This window comes from Streptomyces sp. NPDC027189 (assembly GCF_055566975.1).
The window spans coordinates 174,758-190,061 of sequence record NZ_JBVHRI010000015.1 but is presented as its reverse complement, the minus strand read 5'-3'; the positions used below and the strand labels follow the sequence as shown (position 1 = coordinate 190,061).

The following is a 15,304-nucleotide window of genomic DNA, read 5'->3' as shown; positions in this document are numbered from 1 at the left end:
TGGAAGAAAAATGGGAGGAGCCGCGACGGAGTTGGATGAAGACTGAAGGGCATGACCCCTCTGAAGGAACCGCCCGGTCTGGTCTGGCCGACAGCCGCGGTGCGGGACTCGTATCTGGCCGGTGAGCGGGCCGACTGCGAGGCGGAAGGACGCAGCACGGAATGGCTCGGCCCGGCGGGCGACGACTTCGAGGCCTTCGTCGCACAGCGGCGCGGCGTGCGGGAACGTTGGGGTGTCCCGTCCACCGTGTTCTGGTACGTCTCGGGCGAGCACTACCTCGGCACGCTGGTCGTCCGGCACAGCCTGACGCCCGCACTGGCCGAGGCCGGCGGCCATGTCGGGTACCACGTCGTCAGACCGTGGCGCCGACAGGGCCACGCCACGCGGATGCTCGCGGCGGGGCTCGCCGAGTGCCGCCGCCTGGGCCTCGACCGCGTCCTGCTGACCTGCGACTCCGACAACGAGCCGTCACGCCGGGTCATCCGGGCCAACGGCGGTGTGCCCGACGGTCGGGCGCACGGCGAGGACCGCTTCTGGATCACCCTCGGAGCCGCTGGAGCCGCTGGAGCCGCTGGAGCCGCTGGAGCCGCTGGAGCCGCTGGGACCGCGTGAGCCGCTTCGGCGGTTTGATCACCTCGATCACCCGGTGAGCCGCTTCACCGTCCCCAGCTGCTTCCACTTGCCGCTCACGAGACGGTCGACCCACACCGGACGGTCCTGCGCCTGGTGCCCCTTGAAGGCGTAGTGCCCGAGGAGCCCGTCGGTCTCGACCGTCTCCAGGGTGGCCCGCAGCTGAGTACGAGCGCTGTCGGCGCCCGGCCGCTCACCCTCTCCGTCGCCCAGCACCTGATTGATCCCGGCCGCGACGGCGAGCGTGGCGTCGTACAGCTCGGCCGTGCCGCGGTACTTCAGCAGTTTCCTCAGCTCGGCGTCGTCCGTGCACAGCTTGGGGAAATCGGTGCAGTCGGGCTTCTGCGCCTCGACGTTGAAGGTACGGAAACGGAGGCTTCCGTCGGGCAGTTGCTTGTCCTCCCTGGCGAACATCTCGAAGTCGTCCGAGATGTCGCAGGCCGACGCGTAGCTGGCGTGGACGGCGATCAGTGTGCCGCGGCTCCGCACGGCCGGGACGATGTTCTCCTCGCCGCCGCCGGCCCGCAGATCCGCCACGGTCACGGCGTCCGGTCGCGACGTGTCCAGGTCCGCCGCGATCCGGCTCTTGGTCAGGTCGTCGGACTCCTTCTGCGCGGGCAACGGCAGCGCGGTCAGCCCGGCCGCGCGCAGCCCGTGCCCGAAGGTGTCCTTGTCGGTGTCCGTGTCCCAGTAACTGTCCGAGGTCTCCACGACCTTGGCGACGCCGTACGCCTCCTTGAGATAGCGGCCCGCCTGCTGCCCCACCTCGAACTCCGTTGCGGGAAGGGCGTATTCGTAGTCGGGGCGGCCCCCGTCCCTACAGGTGTCGACCATCGCCATCTGCGGCGACCAGTCGACCTTGGCGCTCGCGAAGTCCCCGATGTCGCCGACCATGGCGATCATCCCGGGGTGCTGCTCCAGCAGCTTCTCGGCCGGAGTCTGCCCGTAGTCCTCCACGGCGACGGCGTTCACGGGAATCTTCCGCTTCGCCCGCCGCTCGGCCTCCTTCAGCGCGGCCTTGACGACCTGGGTGCGGATCTCGGGGACCTGTCCGTCCTCGTCCTCTCCCCAGGCGTAACCCACGCCGAGCGTGTACGTCGTCGGGGCGGCGGAGGTCTTCCCGGCGGCCGGTGCCTGGGCCTTGCCGTCGTCATCCGTGTCGTCCGAGGACGACATGCTCAGGCCGATCCCGGCGGGGATGCCTACGGCGAGGAGGGCGGCGACCGTGGCCAGTACGGGAGTACGGCGGCGGCGGCGCGGGGCGGAGGGAGGTGGCGACGCGGGGACCCAAGGGGACTCCTTCGACGCCTCCTTGGCCACGGGGCGCGGGGCGGGCGCGGGTGGCTTGGCGTCTTCGGGCTCTGGTTCTCGTACGGCAACGGGTGCCGCCGGTGCCGGTGCCGGTGCCGGTTCCGGTGCCGGAGTAGGGGCAGGCGACCGCACCAGCGCTTCGATACGCGCGAGCGCCGTCTCCGCGTCCGCGGGCCGGTCGTCCGGGTCCTTGGCCATGAGGTCGAGGACCAACCGGTCGGCCGCGGGGGTGAGTTCGGTACGAGCCCGGCTCGGCCGCAGGGGTTCGTCGTGCAGGTGGTTGTACATGATGCCCGCCGCGTCACCGACGAACGGGGGTCTGCCCACGAGGAGTTCGTAGAGTACGCACCCCACGGCATACAGGTCGGTACGGCCGTCGCCCCGCCGCTGGTGGAAGCGCTCGGGCGCCATGTACTGAACGCTGCCGAAGGGAAGCTGGCCAGTGTGGGTCAACCGCGGGTCGGTGGCCCGGAGTTCGGTGAACTTGGCGATCCCGAAGTCGACGATCTTCGCCACGGAAGCGTCGCCTTCGCCGGTGACCATGATGTTGGCGGGCTTGATGTCCCGGTGCACGACACCGGCGGAGTGAGCGGCGCTCAGCCCCCGGCACACATCCGCGATCCACCGCAGCGCGTCCTCGACCGGCACGCGGCCGTTCTCCCGCAGGATCGCCTCCAGCGTGCGCCCCTCGACGAGCGCCATGACGAGGTAGGGGCTCTCGCCGTCCGTCCCGTGATCGTGCACGGCGACGATGTGGGGGCTGTCGAGGGACGCGGCGACCCGGGCTTCGCGCCGGAACCGCGCGAGCGCCTCGTCGCGGTCCGCGTCGTCGTCCCTCGCCGGGAGCAGGATCTTGACCGCCACCTCGCGGTCCAGCTCCTCGTCCCGGGCCCGCCAGACCTCGCCCATACCGCCGGAGCCGAGGAGTTCGATCAATTCGTATCGGTTGTCGAGTCGTCGTCCGCGCACGGGTCAGGCTTTCACCGCGTTGAGCAGGGCGCGGAGGGCGCTGGGGGTTGGGGTGAGGATCGTGGTGGGGCGGTCGCTTTCCCGGAGGTGGAGGGCGGTTGGGGAGGAGGCTATTTCCAGGCAGTCTTCATCCTCGCCGCCTCCGGAGAACGACGACTTCTGCCAGTGCAGAGCGGGGGACATGAGGGGGCCTTTCACAGTTCTTGGGCGATACGGCGGATGAGGTCGAGCGAAGCGTCCTGCGTGAGGGTGGCGCTGTCGACACGTTCGAGACGGGCTCGGTAGCGGTGCAGTTGGGCGGTGGCGTCGATGAACTCGGCCCCGTGCGCGGTGTCGATCTGCACGGTGTCCAGCTGTGGGACGGCTCCGCCGATGTACTGCATGGAGTGCCCCGCGCCGGCGAAACCGTTGGCCGTGAACGGGATCACGCGAACGGTGACGGTCTCCCTACCGGACGCCTTGAGGAGATGTTCGAGCTGAGCGCGGGCAACTTTGGGGCCGCCGACAAGCATGCGGAGGGCCGCTTCATGGACGATCGCGTCGTACGGTGTCCCGGATTCGAGCACCCCCTGGCGCCGCATCCGGAACGCGACGCGGGCTTCACGATCGTCTTCCGGAAGGTTGGGTTGCACGAAGGCTGAGGCCGCCCGCACGTGATCCTCCGTCTGTAGAAGACCCGGGATGTGCACGGCCTGGAAGGTGCGGATGTACGTACCGTGGTGTTCCAGTTCGGCAAGGTCAAGCGCCTTGGGGGTCAGTACGCCTCGGTACTCCTCCCACCAGCCCTTGTCCCGCTCGTTTGCCATGTCGGCCAGCGCGTCGACGAGTTGGGCGTCATCGCAGGCGTAGATCATGGCGAGCCTGCGCAACCGCTCCTCGCTGACCCCGTTCTTCCCGGCCTCGATATTGCTGATCTGGGCCTGGCTCGTGCCGAGGAACTCGGCGGCGTCCCGGGACACCACACCGGCGGCTTCGCGCAGCTTGCGCAACTCCGCACCAAGACGCCCCTGACGTGCGGTCGGGATGGTCCTCGGTGGCATGGCATCCTCCTTGTGATCGCCCCTGAGTCTGCCGCGTCGTCAACTCAACCACCACGGAGTTCAGGGCGATTCGGCCGACGCGGTTGCGGAGTTGAAATTATCACCGCTACTGCCGTCCCGTATTCACGGAGAGTGTCGGAGTGGTCACTCGGTCCGCAACTCTCCCCTGCGTACTGCCAGTTGGAAGTGCCGCCAAGGGCTGTCGACACCCTAGGCGAGGCCACTGACCCGGCAGGGAACCCACCGCCCCCCAACCCCTCACCCGCTCCCTGGAGTTGATGCCCCATGCCCGAGTACACCCTCCTCTGCCCACCTCTCGACACATCCCCCTGTATCGCCCGCGACTTCGTCGCCTCCGTCCTCCGTGCCCAAAGACTCGACGCCCTCGTCGACACGGCGACGCTCTGCACCTCCGAACTCGTCACGAACGCCTGCGTGCACGCGAAGGGTGACGGCTCGGCCCTGTGGCTGTCCGTGGAGCCCGCGCGGGTTCTCGTCATCGTCTGCGACGGTGACGAGAACCCGCCGGTGATAAGGGAGTTGACTCCCGAGGGGTGGGAACAGGGAGGCCGCGGATTACACCTGGTGGACGCCCTCACGGACGGACGCTGGGGCACCGTCCCGTCTTACCCGGAGGGCAAGGCGGTGTGGTTCGACCTGCCCGCTCCGAGGTGATGAGGGTCGTGGTGCGAGACGCCGACGGCCTCCAGCAGGACGTGGAGGTCGTGGCCCGCTTCGAGGGTGGCCAGCGTCGCGACGGCGAGGAGGGCGGTGGTGGCGAGGACGAGGGTGGGGCGCCGGGTGAGCGGCGGGGCGAGGAGGGCGGCGACGCGGCGGGGGACGGGGCCCGCGCCGGCGAGCGGGTTGCGGCGGCCGAAGAAGCCGAGGATGCCGAGGACGGCCCCCGGAGTTCGCAGGGGGGCCGAGGCGCCGTGGGCGGCCAGCGCCGCCTTGCCGACGGCGCGGGCGACCCGGCGGCGGTCGCCGGTGGCGCGGGCGGCGCGTTCGTCGGCCCAGCGTTCCACGGTGTAGGTGACGGTGGTGGCGAGGGGGCGCAGGAGCGGATTGGCGGCGGCGCCCAAGCCGGCCAGGGCGACGAACGCATAGTGGTGGCAGGCGAGATGGGCGCGCTCGTGGGCGAGCAGGATGCCGTGCTCGTGCTTGTCCAGTGTGCGGAGCATCCCCGTGGAGACGACGACGCGGCCGGGTAGTCCGGGCAGCGCGTACGCGTCCGGGGCCTCGTCGTCCACGATGACGAGGCCGTCGTGCGTGGGCATGCACGCGGCGTCCCAGGCGGCCGCGGCCAGTGAACGGGCGCGGCGCCAGAGCATCCGGGCCGCGGTGAGCACCGCGCCGCCGAGCAGCAGGCCGGCGGCCAGGGCGATGGGCGGTTCGGCGGGGTCGTCGAGTTGGGCGGTCTGCGCCGACCAGTGGCCGAAGGCGGCGAGTGGTGGGAAGCCGATCAGGCCGGTGACGGCCAGCAGTGCCAGGGAGATGGTGGTCGCCGCGCCGAGGATCAGCGCGGAGGCGGTGAGCAGCCAGGTGGCCAGGCGGGGTTCGCAGCGTTCGGAGAGCGGGCGGGCGCCGAAGGGGGCGATCAGAGACAGGAGCAGCGGGAGGTAGACGGCGATGCGCATCCTGGCGGGCCCCTTTACCTGTCGGTGTCCGCGTCGGGTCCCAACAGCTGGCGCAGCAGGTCCGCGTCCGTGTCGGACAGGCTGTCGGCGAAGCGGGCGAGCACCGCCTCGCGGTCGGGGCGCTCCTCCAGGACGGTGCGCATACGGCGGGCGGCGAAACCGGGGTCGTCGGTGACGGGCGCGTAGGCGTAGGCGCGGCCGCGCCGGGTGCGGTTGAGCAGCTGCTTGGTGTGCATCCGGGTCAGGATCGTCACCACGGTGCTGTACGTCAGCTCGCCGCCAAGTCGTTCGGCGACCTCGCCCGGGGTCAGCGCACCGTCGGCGCGCTGGAGCACGTCGAGGATCTCGGCCTCGCGCTCGCCGCTGGCCCGCTTGGAGCCCCGCCCTTGTGAATCGCCGCTCATGGGTTTGTCGTTCACCGGTCTATCTTCTACAGTCGTGTAAAACTTGGGCTTCTACGGCGGTGTAAATGCTGCCGTGGTCCGAGTGTGCCATGCGCCGGTGCCCCCGTCACCGCCCCCTGCCGTACCGGCCCTGTTCACCGCAGAGATGGATCCCATGAGCGCTATCAGCATCGGTCAGGCAGCCGTCCTCGGAGTCGTCGAGGGAGTGACGGAGTTCCTCCCCGTTTCCTCCACCGGCCATCTCAAGATCACCGAAGGGCTGATGGGGATTCCCGTCGACGACAACGCCGTCGTCGGGTTCTCCGCGGTCATCCAGGTCGGCGCGATCGCCGCCGTGCTCGTCTACTTCTTCAAGGACATCGTGCGGATCGTCTCCGCCTGGGGGCGCGGACTGCGCAACCGGGAGGAACGGCAGCACCACGACTACAAGTTCGCCTGGTGGGTCATCTACGCGACCATCCCGATCGTGATCGTGGGCCTGGCGGCGAAGAAGCTCATCGAGGGGCCGCTCGGCTCGCTGTGGGTGGTCGCGGCCTCGCTGATCGTCGGCAGCGGCGTGATGTGGGCGGCGGACCAAATGGGGCGGCACAAGCGGGGTGAGGACGACACCACCCTCAAGGACGCGATGTTGGTCGGCTGTTCACAGATCCTGGCCCTGCTCTTCCCCGGCTTCTCCCGCTCCGGGGCCACCATGTCGACGGCGCTCATCCTGGACCTGGACCGGGTGGCCGCCACCCGGCTCTCCTTCTTCCTCGGCATCCCCGCCCTGACCGGCGCCGGTCTGTACGAGCTGAAGGACGCCGTCGGCACCGGCGTCGGCGCCGCGCCGCTCGTCGTGGGCACGGCCGTCTCCTTCGTGGTGGCGTACGCGTCCATCGCCTGGCTGCTGAAGTTCGTCGCCCGCCACTCCTTCAACGCCTTTGTCATCTACCGGATCGCCGTCGGCACGCTGCTCCTCGCGCTGCTGGGCACCGGAGCACTCACCGCCTGAGCCAGGCCCTTGCAGGCGCCGGTCCCCGTCGTACGGGAGCCGGAGTCCCCCCGTCGTGCCCGCACCACTCTGGAGGCTGATCTGCTGTGCCGTACCTCGACAATCCGGCGGACGGACCGGCGGGGGCCCCGTCCGTCGTGGGCCTCGGCGGCCCGGGGCCGCGGCGGATCGCCGTCATATCCGCGAGCATGGGGGCCGGGCACGACGGCGCGGCGACCGAACTCACCCGCCACCTCACGGCAGCGGGCTTCCACGTCGACCGGCACGACTTCCTCGACCTGCTGCCCGCGGGCATCGGCAAGCTGCTCTGCGACGGCTACCACCGGCTGCTGACCTGGGCCCCCGCGGGCTACCAGCGCATCTACGCCGCCACCGAGCACGACCGGCGTCCCAGCCTCGCCGTACGGGCCCTGCTGCGCGGTGCCGAACGCCGCACCCTGGCCACCGTCACCCCCGACACCTGCGCGGTCGTATCGACGTATCCCGGAGCCAGCCAGGTCCTGGGCGCCCTGCGGCTGCGCGGCCGGCTCGCGATACCGGCTCTGACCTATCTCACCGACTTCTCCGTCCACTCCCTGTGGGTCGCGCCCGGCATCGACGCCCACCTCGCCGCGCACGCGATACCCGCCGCCCAGGCGCACGAGCAGGGCGCCGCGGGCGTCACCGTGACCGGCCCCATGACCGACCCGCGCTTCCGCCCCGCCACCGAGGACGACCGGCGCGCCGCCCGAGCCCGTTTCGGCCTGCCCGAGGACGCGCCGCTGGCGCTGCTCGTCGCCGGTTCGTGGGGAGTCGGCCCGGTGCGGGAGGCCGCCGCCGAGATCCGCGACACCGGTGTCGCGCTGCCCGTCGTGGTGTGCGGACGCAATCACGCGCTCGCCGAAGGGCTTCGCGCGGACGGCATCACCCACGTCCACGAGTGGGTCGACGACATGCCCGGCCTGATGCACGCCTGCGACGTCCTCGTCCAGAACGCCGGCGGGCTCACCTCCCTGGAGGCGCTCGCCAGCGGGCTCCCGGTCGTCAGCTACCGCTGCATCCCCGGCCACGGCCAGACCAACGCCGCCGCCCTGGAGGAGGCGGGCCTGGCCCCCTGGATCCGCGAACCGCACCGCCTGTCACCGACCCTGACGGAACTCCTGCACGGCCCCCGCCGCCACGCCCAGCGCGTGGCTGGCCTCGCCCTCTACACCAACGCCGCGTCCGGCCCCGCGCAGACGGTCGCCGCCGTGGCCGGACGTCCGCTGCCCGTCGTACGTCCCACACCTCCGGGCGCGCAGGGGCGCGCCGTGCCGTCGGAGGCGCCGGGTCTTCCGGCCGCCGTACCATCCGAGGCGCTCGCCCTTCCGGCCGTCGCACGGCGTGCGATGCCGACGCTCCCCGACGGCGTGCCGTCCGCGGCGCCGGTGTTCGGCGAAACGGCGGCCGCCCGGCTCACCGCGTCGCCCCGACGGAACCGGCGCCGGATGACCCTCATGCTCGCCGCCGTGGCGGCCACCGTCTCGCTGGGCATCGGCGCACCGCTCGCCGACGCCTACGGCGAAGCCCCCGGCCACCACCTCGGGGCGCTCACCCACTACTTGGAGGACGACGACCGATGAGGGCGGACCAGCTCGTGCGCGCCGCGCGGTGGGCCGGGGCGCGAACCCTGCCCGCGCTCGCCGTCGCCCATGCCGCACCGGTGATCTCCACCTTCGGCCCCCTCCGTAACCGGGCCATGCCCCGCCTCGCCGGACGCGGCCACCCCGATCACATCGCCCTCACCTTCGACGACGGCCCCGACCCGCTGTCCACCCCGCACTTCCTGCGGCTGCTGGACGCCCGCGACATCCGCGCCACCTTCTTCCTGCTCGGCTCGATGCTGGACCGCGCACCGGGCCTGGCCAAGGAGTTGGCGGAAGAGGGGCACGAGATCGGCATCCACGGCTGGTACCACCGCCCGCTGCTGCTGCGCGGCCCCCGAACCACGTACGACGACATCGCCCGCGCCCGTGACGCGGTCACCGAAGTCACGGGCCGGGCACCCACCCTCTTCCGGCCCCCGTACGGGGTGATGAACACCGCCGCCCATCTCGCCTGCCGCCGTCTCGGGTTGGCCCCCGTCCTGTGGACGGCCTGGGGCGAGGACTGGCGCAGACGGGCCACACCGGACTCGGTCCACCGCACCGTCACCCGCGACCTGTCCGGCGGCGGCACCGTCCTGCTGCACGACTCCGACTGCACCTCCGCCCCCGGCTCCTGGCGCACCACCCTCGCCGCCCTGCCCCGCATCCTCGACACCTGCGAGACCCACGGCTGGCGGATCGGCCCCCTGCGCGAACACGGCATCCCGGGGCCGGTCACATGAGGTGGGCGAAGACCACCAGGTTCTCGGTGTAGTCCTTCGCGCTGTGGTCGTAGTCGCCGGCGCAGGTGATCAGCCGGACCTCGGCGTCGGGGGTGTCGGCGTACACGCGCTTGTCGGGGAAGTCGTCCTTCTCGAAGGTCTCGACACTGTCCACCACGAACGAGGCCGTGCGCCCGTCGGCCCTCTTGACCTTGAACTTGTCCCCCTCCTCCAGCTCGCTGAGGCCCGCGAACACGGCGGCGGACGTGGCCGTGTCGATGTGCCCGGCGATGATCGAGGCTCCCGCCTCTCCCGGGGACGCGCCGTCCGCGTACCAGCCGACCAGGTTCGTGTCGTCGGCGGGCGGGGGGTTGAGCTTGCCCTCGGAGTCGATGGAGAGGGTGGTGAAGGGGGCGTCCACGGAGATCTTCGGGATGAGCAGCCGCGTCGGCGTGGAGCGTGGCAGATGCCTTCCGCTCGACCCCATGGCCGACTGTGCGTGCGCCGCCGAGCCGCGGGGCGTGGAGGAATCGTCGGAGGGTTTGCCGGGGCCGCCGAACAGGTTCAGTGCGACGGCCAGGAGCAGGACCGACCACACGATCCAGGTCAGCGCGCGGCAGAAGCCCCGCTTGGGCGGCACGGGTTCGGGCTCGACGAGGGAGGACAACCGGGCTGCCATCGGGCACCACCTCACTGGGATCACGGCAGCGGATCGGATACGGCACGAAGCGAGCCAGCCGGGCCGCCGCGAGGTGCACGGACGGCGGCCCAGGCTGTTATGACGTCTATGTCACCTATGTCGTCAGACATTCGTCAGGACACACCGCCCCCCGCACTCTTACGGCGCAGCAGGTACGCACCAGCGCCGGCGACCCCCAGGACCGCCAGCCCGCCGGCCGTGACACCCGTCGAGGCGAGCGCACCGCCACCGGTGTGCATGCCGCCCTTGGGCTTGTCGCGGTCGGAGTCCGAGTCGTCCCCGTACGAGTCGTCCCCGTACGAGTCGTCCTTGCCGTAGTCGGAGCCGGAGCCGGAGTCCTTGTTCTTGTAGGTCTCCGGGTCGAACCTCTTGTCCCCGTCGTCCTTGCTCCCGTCGTCGCTCCTGAGGAGAGCCAGCGCGCCGCCGCCGGTGTGCACGCCGCCCTTGGGCTTGTCGTGGTCCGAGTCCTCGCCGTAGCCCGAGGAGTCATCGTCGTAGCCCGAGGAGTCATCGTCGTAGCCCGAGGAGCCGCTGTCGTGGCCGGAGCCGGAGTCGTCCTTGCCGTGGCCGGAGCCGGAGTCGTCCTTATTCTCGTCGTCCCCTTTGCTCCAGTCGTCGCTGCGCACCGTGGTCAGCGCACCGCCGCCCGTGTGCATCCCACCGCTCGGCTTGTCGTGGCTGCTGTCCTTGTCGTGCTCCTTGCTGTAGGAAGAGTCATCGCTGCTGTCCTTGTCGTGCTCCTTGCTGTACGAAGAGTCATCGCTGCTGTCCCAGTCACCCGCGGCGGCGTAGGCGCCTGGGGCACCGATCGCCAGAGCGGCCGTGGCCGTCGCGGTAGCGAGGAGCATGCGGGCAGATCGCATCGTCGGTGTCCTTCCGTCGCAGCCGGGCTGCTGACACCGCGTCAGCGTGAGAAAACCAGGCCCCGACGTGATCCACCGTCAGGCCGTCCTGCCGCGCCCACCACTCGAGCCGCTCACCTGGCGCACCCCCCAGATCACGCGCACGGGCGTCCCGCTGCCCGCTCCGGGGCCGGAGGGATCACTTCTGACCTGGCGTTTCGCATTAGCTCAGCAGCGGCGTTATGGCGCGCGGCGCGCCGTACGTATAACCCGATCGGTCGCAACACGACTGCGCACACGAGGAGGCGTCAGGACCGGTTGGAGCAGGGGAAGTCGCAGGGAGAGTGGCACTTTTCCGAAGGGAGGCCGACCTTGGCGCGTCCTTGACGCCCCGCACCGCAGGGGGCCGGTCACACTGGCCTCGCACGGCCCTTCCCGCTGCCCCCTGCACCGCGAGGTCCCGGTGTACCGCTGGGGAGTGGTGGCCCTGGCTCTGCTCGCGGCGCTGCTGCTGATCGCCGTGAACGCCGACACGCATCGCATGATCCCGCTGTTCGCGATCGGCGTGTTCATCGGCTTCAGCATCAGCCAGATCGGGCTCGTGCGGCACTGGGCCGCACAGCGCCCGCCCGGCTGGCTGCGGCGCGCGGTGCTCAACGGGTTCGGCGCGGTGCTGACCACCGTGGCGGGCGTGGTCCTGCTGACCACCAAGTTCTTGGAAGGAGCCTGGGTGGTCGTGGTCGCGATCCCCCTGCTGATGCTGCTGTTCGCCCGCGTCCAGCGGTACTACACGGCCGTCGGTCTGGAACTCGCGCTCGGCGAGATCCCGCCCCCGCCGCGCGTCACCGACTCCCTGGTCATCGTGCCGGTCGGCGAGGTCAGCAAGCTCACCCAGCTCGCGCTGACGGCGGCCCGCGCCCTCGGCCACGAGGTCGTCGCGGTCGCCGTGCACGGGAATCCCGCCAAGGCGCGTGCCCTGGAGGTGAGCTGGGAGCGCTGGGACCCGGGCGTACGGCTGGACATCATCGACAGCCCCCAGCGCTCGCTCGTCCAGCCGATCGTCGACTACGTCCGGCGGGCGGCGGAGGGGGGACGGCAGATCGCCGTTCTCATCCCGGAGGTCGAGCCCCTCCACCGCCGCTACCAGATCCTGCAGAATCAGCGCGGCCTCCTGCTGGCGGCCGCGCTGAGGGCCCGTACCGATGTCGTCGTGTGCGTGGTGCCGTACCGGCTGAGCCTGTGACGGGCCGGGGGGCTCAGCCGGTACGGGGTTACAGGAGTCCGTCGGCGATCGTGCCGAGGGACAGCGCCGGAAGGAAGTTGAGCAGCGCCAGGATGACGGCCGCGGCCGTGGCCAGGACCACGAAGTTGACGCCCAGCGCATCTCCGCGTATCCGATCCGCTTGCGCAGGTATTCGGGCGTCCGGCCGACCATCAGGCCGCCGATGAAGACGGCGATGAGGACCACCATGATCAGACCGTAGAGCCCGCTGCCGGTGCCGCCGGGGGCGATCTCGCCGAGCATCATCGCGGCGAGGAGCACACCGCCGCCGAGGCTGGAGAAGCTGTCGTACGAGGAGTTGGCCGCGCCGTCGGCCGAGCCCGTGGCACCGACGCCGAAGAACGTCGAGCCGGGGATGCCGAAGCGGGTCTCGGTGCCTTCGTACTGTCCGCCGACCGCCTGGGTGACCGTGCCGGTGTGGGCGCTCTGCGCGAGCGTGCCCGCGGCGAGGAGCAGGCCGAAGAGGATGCCGACGACCGTGAGCAGGGTCCAGCTCTGCTTCAGGCTGCCGATCATCCGGCCGAACATGCGGATACAGGCCGCGGGGATGAGCAGCATCAGCACGATCTCGAAGGCGTTGGTCCAGGCGCTCGGGTTCTCGATCGATGAGGAGACTCGGCGCTACAGCCCGACGTCCCGGCGGCTCATGTCGTCCAGCGATTCACGGCGTACGAGGACGCGGGCGATGCCGTCGGCCGCCGCGACGACGGGCGGCCGGCCTACGAGGTTGTAACCGGAGGCCATGGACAGGTGATAGGCGCCGGCGGCCGGGACGGCGAGGAGATCGCCGGGGCGTACGTCGCCCGGGAGTGCCACCTCGTCCGCGAGGATGTCGCCCGCCTCGCAGTGCCGGCCGACGACGGTGACGAGGCGGGGCGGCGCGGAGGAGGGGCGGCCGATGAGCCGGGGCGCGTACCGCACCCCGTACAGCGCGGGCCTGGGGTTGTCGCTCATGCCGCCGTCTACGGCGACGAAGGTGTGCTCCCCTGTGCGCTTGACGGAGAGGACCCGGTAGACGGCGACTCCGGCGGGTCCGACGACCGCCCGGCCCGGCTCCAGGGTGAGCCGCGGCACGGGCAGCTCGGCCTGTGCGCAGCCGTCCTCCAGTTCGGCGCGGACCCGGCCGGCCAGGACGGAGACGTTCATGCTCTCCTCGCCGGGCCGGTAGGCGATGGCGTGGCCGCCGCCGATGTTCAGCTGGGGGAGGGCCACGCCGTGCTGGTCGCGGATGCGGGCCAGCAGCCCGACCAGTCGGCGCACCGCGGCGACGTACGGCTTGACGGTGGCGATCTGTGAGCCGATGTGGCAGTGCAGGCCGACGAGTTCGAGGTGCGGCTGATCGAGTATCCGGGTGACGGCGTGCTGCGCGGACCCGTCGATGATCGACAGGCCGAACTTCTGGTCGTCCGTGCCGGTGCGCACCTTGGCGTGCCCGCCGGCCGCGATGCCGGGCACCACCCGCACCATGACCTTCTGGCGGGTGTCCGTCGGGGTGAGCGCGGCAAGGCGTGCGATCTCCGAGGTGCTGTCCACGACGATGCGTCCGACACCGAGCCGCAGCGCGGTGCGCAGGTCCTCGGGGCTCTTGGCGTTGCCGTGCATCACGATCTTCTCCGGCGGGAAGCCGGTGGTGACGGCGAGCGCGAGCTCACCGGCCGAGCAGACGTCCAGCCCCAGCCCCTCCTCCTGAACCCAGTGCGCCATCGCGCGGCACAGGAACGCCTTGGCGGCGTAGACGATGTCGGCTTCGGGGAACGCCGTGCGGTACGTACGGCAGCGCTCCCGGACCTCCTGCTCGTCGAGGATGTAGACGGGGGTGCCGAAGCGGTCGGCCGCCTCGGCGAGGGAGACCCCGCCGACGGAGACGTCGCCGTCGGCCTCGGGGCGAGCGGAGCGGGGCCAGACGGAGAGGCCGTCGGTGTCGCGGTCACTGCCACTGTCGCTGTCCTTGTCGCCGAGGAGGCGGGACAGCGCCTCGGGATCCGAGGGCAGGGACGAGGGAAGGGAAACGGTCATTGCGGGCGCCTCCTCAGCCGATCAGCAGGTTCAGACACGCGACGACAGCGGCGGCGCTGGTCACGCGCAGGGCGCCGACGTGCTGGGGATGCCAGCGGCGCCAGGAGTTCTCGCGTTCACGGACCGCTGCCGCGGTGCGGTCGGCCGCGGGGGCCGAGAGCGGCGGGTCGACGGTGAGGGCCGTGACGCCCAGAGGCGCGGCGAGCGCGCGCAGCGCGGGTTCGGAGAGCCTGATGCAGGCCTGGTCCGTGCCCAGAGTGGCGGTGAGCTTCGCCGCCGATGTGAATCCGACGGCCGTACGGCCGCCCAGGGGGGTGCGGAAGAACCGGGCCGTGCAGCCCGCGGGCCCCGACCGGACAGGGACGAAGAGAAGTCCGGGACGTCCGGCCGGGACGGGTTCAGAAGGCTCGGGGTCCTCGCAATGTTCGACTGCAGACATCGTGCTGCTCCTCGAAGAAGGCTGTGTGCGCCGCCGATCGATTCGGCTGGGCGCTTCGGTGAAAGCTTTGCCCGCCTGTCCGGAAACGGAGCGCCCCGCTGACGAATACTTGACGGGAAGCCCCGTACCCGTAACGCGACGCTGACGGGGCGGTCACGACCCGAGTCACGACCTGCCGTCCGTCAGCTCCCGCGCGTCGAGCGGCAGCCGCAGGCCGATGCGGCGGTGCACGGTGGCGAGCTCGCGCTGCAGGGGCGAGGGCGGCACGGCCAGCACCGGACAGGTGGCGTGCGCGACGCAGTACCGGCTGACGGAAGGGAACAGGGCGCGGTGCACCCGGCCGCGACACCCCGCGCCGATCACCAGGAGGTCGTCGGCCCGGTCGGCGGTCTCCACCAGGGCACGCCCCGTCGAGCCCCGTACGACCAGGCCCTGGAACGGAACCCCGGGCCCGGCTTCGCCGAAGGCCGTGCGCAGCGCGGTGAGCAGCCGCTCGCCCGCCTCCCGCCGGAAGTCGACGAGCGGAGACGGGTACGCCGCGCGCCCGTGGGCGGTGTCACCGCCGGGCGGCTGCCAGGCGAGCACGACCAGCAGCTCGGCACCGGCACGACGGGCCTCGTACGCGGCCCGGTGCAGCGCCGCCAGACTTCCCAGCGACCCACTCACCCCGGCAACGACGCGCAGCCGCTCACTCTCACCCATCAGTCACCCCTTGGC

The 15,304-nt window shown here is 71.3% G+C and carries 16 protein-coding genes and 1 pseudogene; 6 read left to right on the top strand and 11 right to left on the bottom strand.

What is annotated here, in order from left to right; genetic code table 11:
* The first annotated feature begins 51 nt into the window (after window positions 1-51).
* Complete coding sequence (locus tag ACZ4RZ_RS31440) at window positions 52-612, top strand: GNAT family N-acetyltransferase (protein WP_467749699.1); 561 nt, start codon at window positions 52-54, stop codon at window positions 610-612.
* Window positions 613-639: 27 nt separating this feature from the next.
* Here the strand turns inward: ACZ4RZ_RS31440 and ACZ4RZ_RS31435 are convergent, their stop codons facing one another.
* From ACZ4RZ_RS31435 to ACZ4RZ_RS31425, 3 genes are read right to left on the bottom strand one after another with little or no spacing between them, the layout of a single operon-like run.
* Entirely contained in the window at window positions 640-2,910 is a 2,271-nt protein-coding gene (locus ACZ4RZ_RS31435; protein ID WP_467749698.1) for a serine/threonine-protein kinase, read from the bottom strand.
* 3 nt (window positions 2,911-2,913) lie between these two features.
* Window positions 2,914-3,093: a DUF397 domain-containing protein gene (locus ACZ4RZ_RS31430; RefSeq protein ID WP_467749696.1), complete on the bottom strand. Its 180-nt coding sequence runs from the start codon at window positions 3,091-3,093 to the stop codon at window positions 2,914-2,916.
* A gap of 11 nt (window positions 3,094-3,104) precedes the next feature.
* Window positions 3,105-3,950, bottom strand: a complete 846-nt coding sequence (locus ACZ4RZ_RS31425) for a helix-turn-helix domain-containing protein (RefSeq protein WP_467749695.1) — start codon at window positions 3,948-3,950, stop codon at window positions 3,105-3,107.
* A 285-nt stretch (window positions 3,951-4,235) separates the two neighbouring features.
* On the opposite strand from ACZ4RZ_RS31425, the gene ACZ4RZ_RS31420 reads away from it, so the two are divergent.
* Window positions 4,236-4,625 (top strand): ATP-binding protein, encoded by a 390-nt coding sequence (locus ACZ4RZ_RS31420; protein ID WP_467749693.1) that lies wholly within the window; start codon window positions 4,236-4,238, stop codon window positions 4,623-4,625.
* Here ACZ4RZ_RS31420 and ACZ4RZ_RS31415 read toward each other — a convergent pair.
* Both ACZ4RZ_RS31415 and ACZ4RZ_RS31410 read right to left on the bottom strand, forming a co-directional pair.
* Complete coding sequence (locus tag ACZ4RZ_RS31415; RefSeq protein WP_467749691.1) at window positions 4,577-5,587, bottom strand: M56 family metallopeptidase; 1,011 nt, start codon at window positions 5,585-5,587, stop codon at window positions 4,577-4,579. The genes ACZ4RZ_RS31420 and ACZ4RZ_RS31415 overlap by 49 nt on opposite strands.
* Before the next feature lie 14 nt (window positions 5,588-5,601).
* A complete protein-coding gene (locus tag ACZ4RZ_RS31410; RefSeq protein ID WP_467749689.1) occupies window positions 5,602-6,006 on the bottom strand; it encodes a BlaI/MecI/CopY family transcriptional regulator in 405 nt (134 codons plus the stop codon).
* Between the two features lie 139 nt (window positions 6,007-6,145).
* Between ACZ4RZ_RS31410 and ACZ4RZ_RS31405 the strand changes: the two genes are divergently transcribed.
* From ACZ4RZ_RS31405 to ACZ4RZ_RS31395, 3 genes are all read left to right on the top strand, one after another.
* Window positions 6,146-6,982, top strand: coding sequence for an undecaprenyl-diphosphate phosphatase (locus tag ACZ4RZ_RS31405; protein WP_467749688.1), 837 nt, complete (start codon window positions 6,146-6,148; stop codon window positions 6,980-6,982).
* Window positions 6,983-7,068: 86 nt separating this feature from the next.
* Window positions 7,069-8,583 carry an MGDG synthase family glycosyltransferase gene (locus ACZ4RZ_RS31400; protein ID WP_467749686.1) on the top strand — a complete coding sequence of 505 codons (1,515 nt, stop codon included), beginning with the start codon at window positions 7,069-7,071 and terminating at the stop codon, window positions 8,581-8,583.
* The gene (locus tag ACZ4RZ_RS31395) at window positions 8,580-9,329 is read left to right on the top strand and encodes a polysaccharide deacetylase family protein (RefSeq protein WP_467749685.1); all 750 of its coding nucleotides are present in this window, start codon (window positions 8,580-8,582) and stop codon (window positions 9,327-9,329) included. The genes ACZ4RZ_RS31400 and ACZ4RZ_RS31395 overlap by 4 nt, the downstream gene beginning before the upstream one ends.
* On the opposite strand, the gene ACZ4RZ_RS31390 is transcribed toward ACZ4RZ_RS31395, so the two are convergent.
* Together ACZ4RZ_RS31390 and ACZ4RZ_RS31385 are read right to left on the bottom strand one after the other, a co-directional pair.
* A complete protein-coding gene (locus ACZ4RZ_RS31390; RefSeq protein ID WP_467749683.1) occupies window positions 9,322-9,987 on the bottom strand; it encodes a class F sortase in 666 nt (221 codons plus the stop codon). The two genes, ACZ4RZ_RS31395 and ACZ4RZ_RS31390, sit on opposite strands and share 8 nt — an antisense overlap.
* 134 nt (window positions 9,988-10,121) lie before the next feature.
* A complete protein-coding gene (locus ACZ4RZ_RS31385; protein ID WP_467749682.1) occupies window positions 10,122-10,871 on the bottom strand; it encodes a hypothetical protein in 750 nt (249 codons plus the stop codon).
* Window positions 10,872-11,328: 457 nt separating this feature from the next.
* On the opposite strand from ACZ4RZ_RS31385, the gene ACZ4RZ_RS31380 reads away from it, so the two are divergent.
* Window positions 11,329-12,093, top strand: a complete 765-nt coding sequence (locus ACZ4RZ_RS31380; RefSeq protein WP_467749680.1) for a hypothetical protein — start codon at window positions 11,329-11,331, stop codon at window positions 12,091-12,093.
* Window positions 12,094-12,231: 138 nt separating this feature from the next.
* Here the strand turns inward: ACZ4RZ_RS31380 and ACZ4RZ_RS31375 are convergent.
* The 4 genes and pseudogenes from ACZ4RZ_RS31375 to ACZ4RZ_RS31360 all read right to left on the bottom strand — a co-directional run.
* A pseudogene (locus tag ACZ4RZ_RS31375) lies at window positions 12,232-12,735 on the bottom strand (potassium-transporting ATPase subunit KdpA); the annotation flags it as partial.
* 18 nt (window positions 12,736-12,753) lie between these two features.
* On the bottom strand, window positions 12,754-14,148 hold the full coding sequence (gene lysA / locus ACZ4RZ_RS31370; protein WP_467749679.1) for a diaminopimelate decarboxylase: 1,395 nt from the start codon (window positions 14,146-14,148) through the stop codon (window positions 12,754-12,756).
* Window positions 14,149-14,161: 13 nt separating this feature from the next.
* Window positions 14,162-14,587, bottom strand: a complete 426-nt coding sequence (locus ACZ4RZ_RS31365) for an SAV_915 family protein (protein WP_467749677.1) — start codon at window positions 14,585-14,587, stop codon at window positions 14,162-14,164.
* A gap of 165 nt (window positions 14,588-14,752) precedes the next feature.
* Complete coding sequence (locus ACZ4RZ_RS31360; RefSeq protein WP_467749675.1) at window positions 14,753-15,289, bottom strand: universal stress protein; 537 nt, start codon at window positions 15,287-15,289, stop codon at window positions 14,753-14,755.
* Window positions 15,290-15,304: the final 15 nt, after the last annotated feature.

What these genes read in the sequence shown, in the direction of transcription:
- ACZ4RZ_RS31440 (WP_467749699.1), top strand. Translation starts at nt 52, where the DNA reads ATGACCCCTCTGAAGGAACCGCCCGGTCTGGTCTGGCCGACAGCCGCG.
- ACZ4RZ_RS31430 (WP_467749696.1), bottom strand. Translation starts at nt 3,093, where the DNA reads ATGTCCCCCGCTCTGCACTGGCAGAAGTCGTCGTTCTCCGGAGGCGGC.
- ACZ4RZ_RS31425 (WP_467749695.1), bottom strand. Translation starts at nt 3,950, where the DNA reads ATGCCACCGAGGACCATCCCGACCGCACGTCAGGGGCGTCTTGGTGCG.
- ACZ4RZ_RS31420 (WP_467749693.1), top strand. Translation starts at nt 4,236, where the DNA reads ATGCCCGAGTACACCCTCCTCTGCCCACCTCTCGACACATCCCCCTGT.
- ACZ4RZ_RS31415 (WP_467749691.1), bottom strand. Translation starts at nt 5,587, where the DNA reads ATGCGCATCGCCGTCTACCTCCCGCTGCTCCTGTCTCTGATCGCCCCC.
- ACZ4RZ_RS31405 (WP_467749688.1), top strand. Translation starts at nt 6,146, where the DNA reads ATGAGCGCTATCAGCATCGGTCAGGCAGCCGTCCTCGGAGTCGTCGAG.
- ACZ4RZ_RS31395 (WP_467749685.1), top strand. Translation starts at nt 8,580, where the DNA reads ATGAGGGCGGACCAGCTCGTGCGCGCCGCGCGGTGGGCCGGGGCGCGA.
- ACZ4RZ_RS31390 (WP_467749683.1), bottom strand. Translation starts at nt 9,987, where the DNA reads ATGGCAGCCCGGTTGTCCTCCCTCGTCGAGCCCGAACCCGTGCCGCCC.
- ACZ4RZ_RS31385 (WP_467749682.1), bottom strand. Translation starts at nt 10,871, where the DNA reads ATGCGATCTGCCCGCATGCTCCTCGCTACCGCGACGGCCACGGCCGCT.
- lysA (WP_467749679.1), bottom strand. Translation starts at nt 14,148, where the DNA reads ATGACCGTTTCCCTTCCCTCGTCCCTGCCCTCGGATCCCGAGGCGCTG.
- ACZ4RZ_RS31365 (WP_467749677.1), bottom strand. Translation starts at nt 14,587, where the DNA reads ATGTCTGCAGTCGAACATTGCGAGGACCCCGAGCCTTCTGAACCCGTC.
- ACZ4RZ_RS31360 (WP_467749675.1), bottom strand. Translation starts at nt 15,289, where the DNA reads ATGGGTGAGAGTGAGCGGCTGCGCGTCGTTGCCGGGGTGAGTGGGTCG.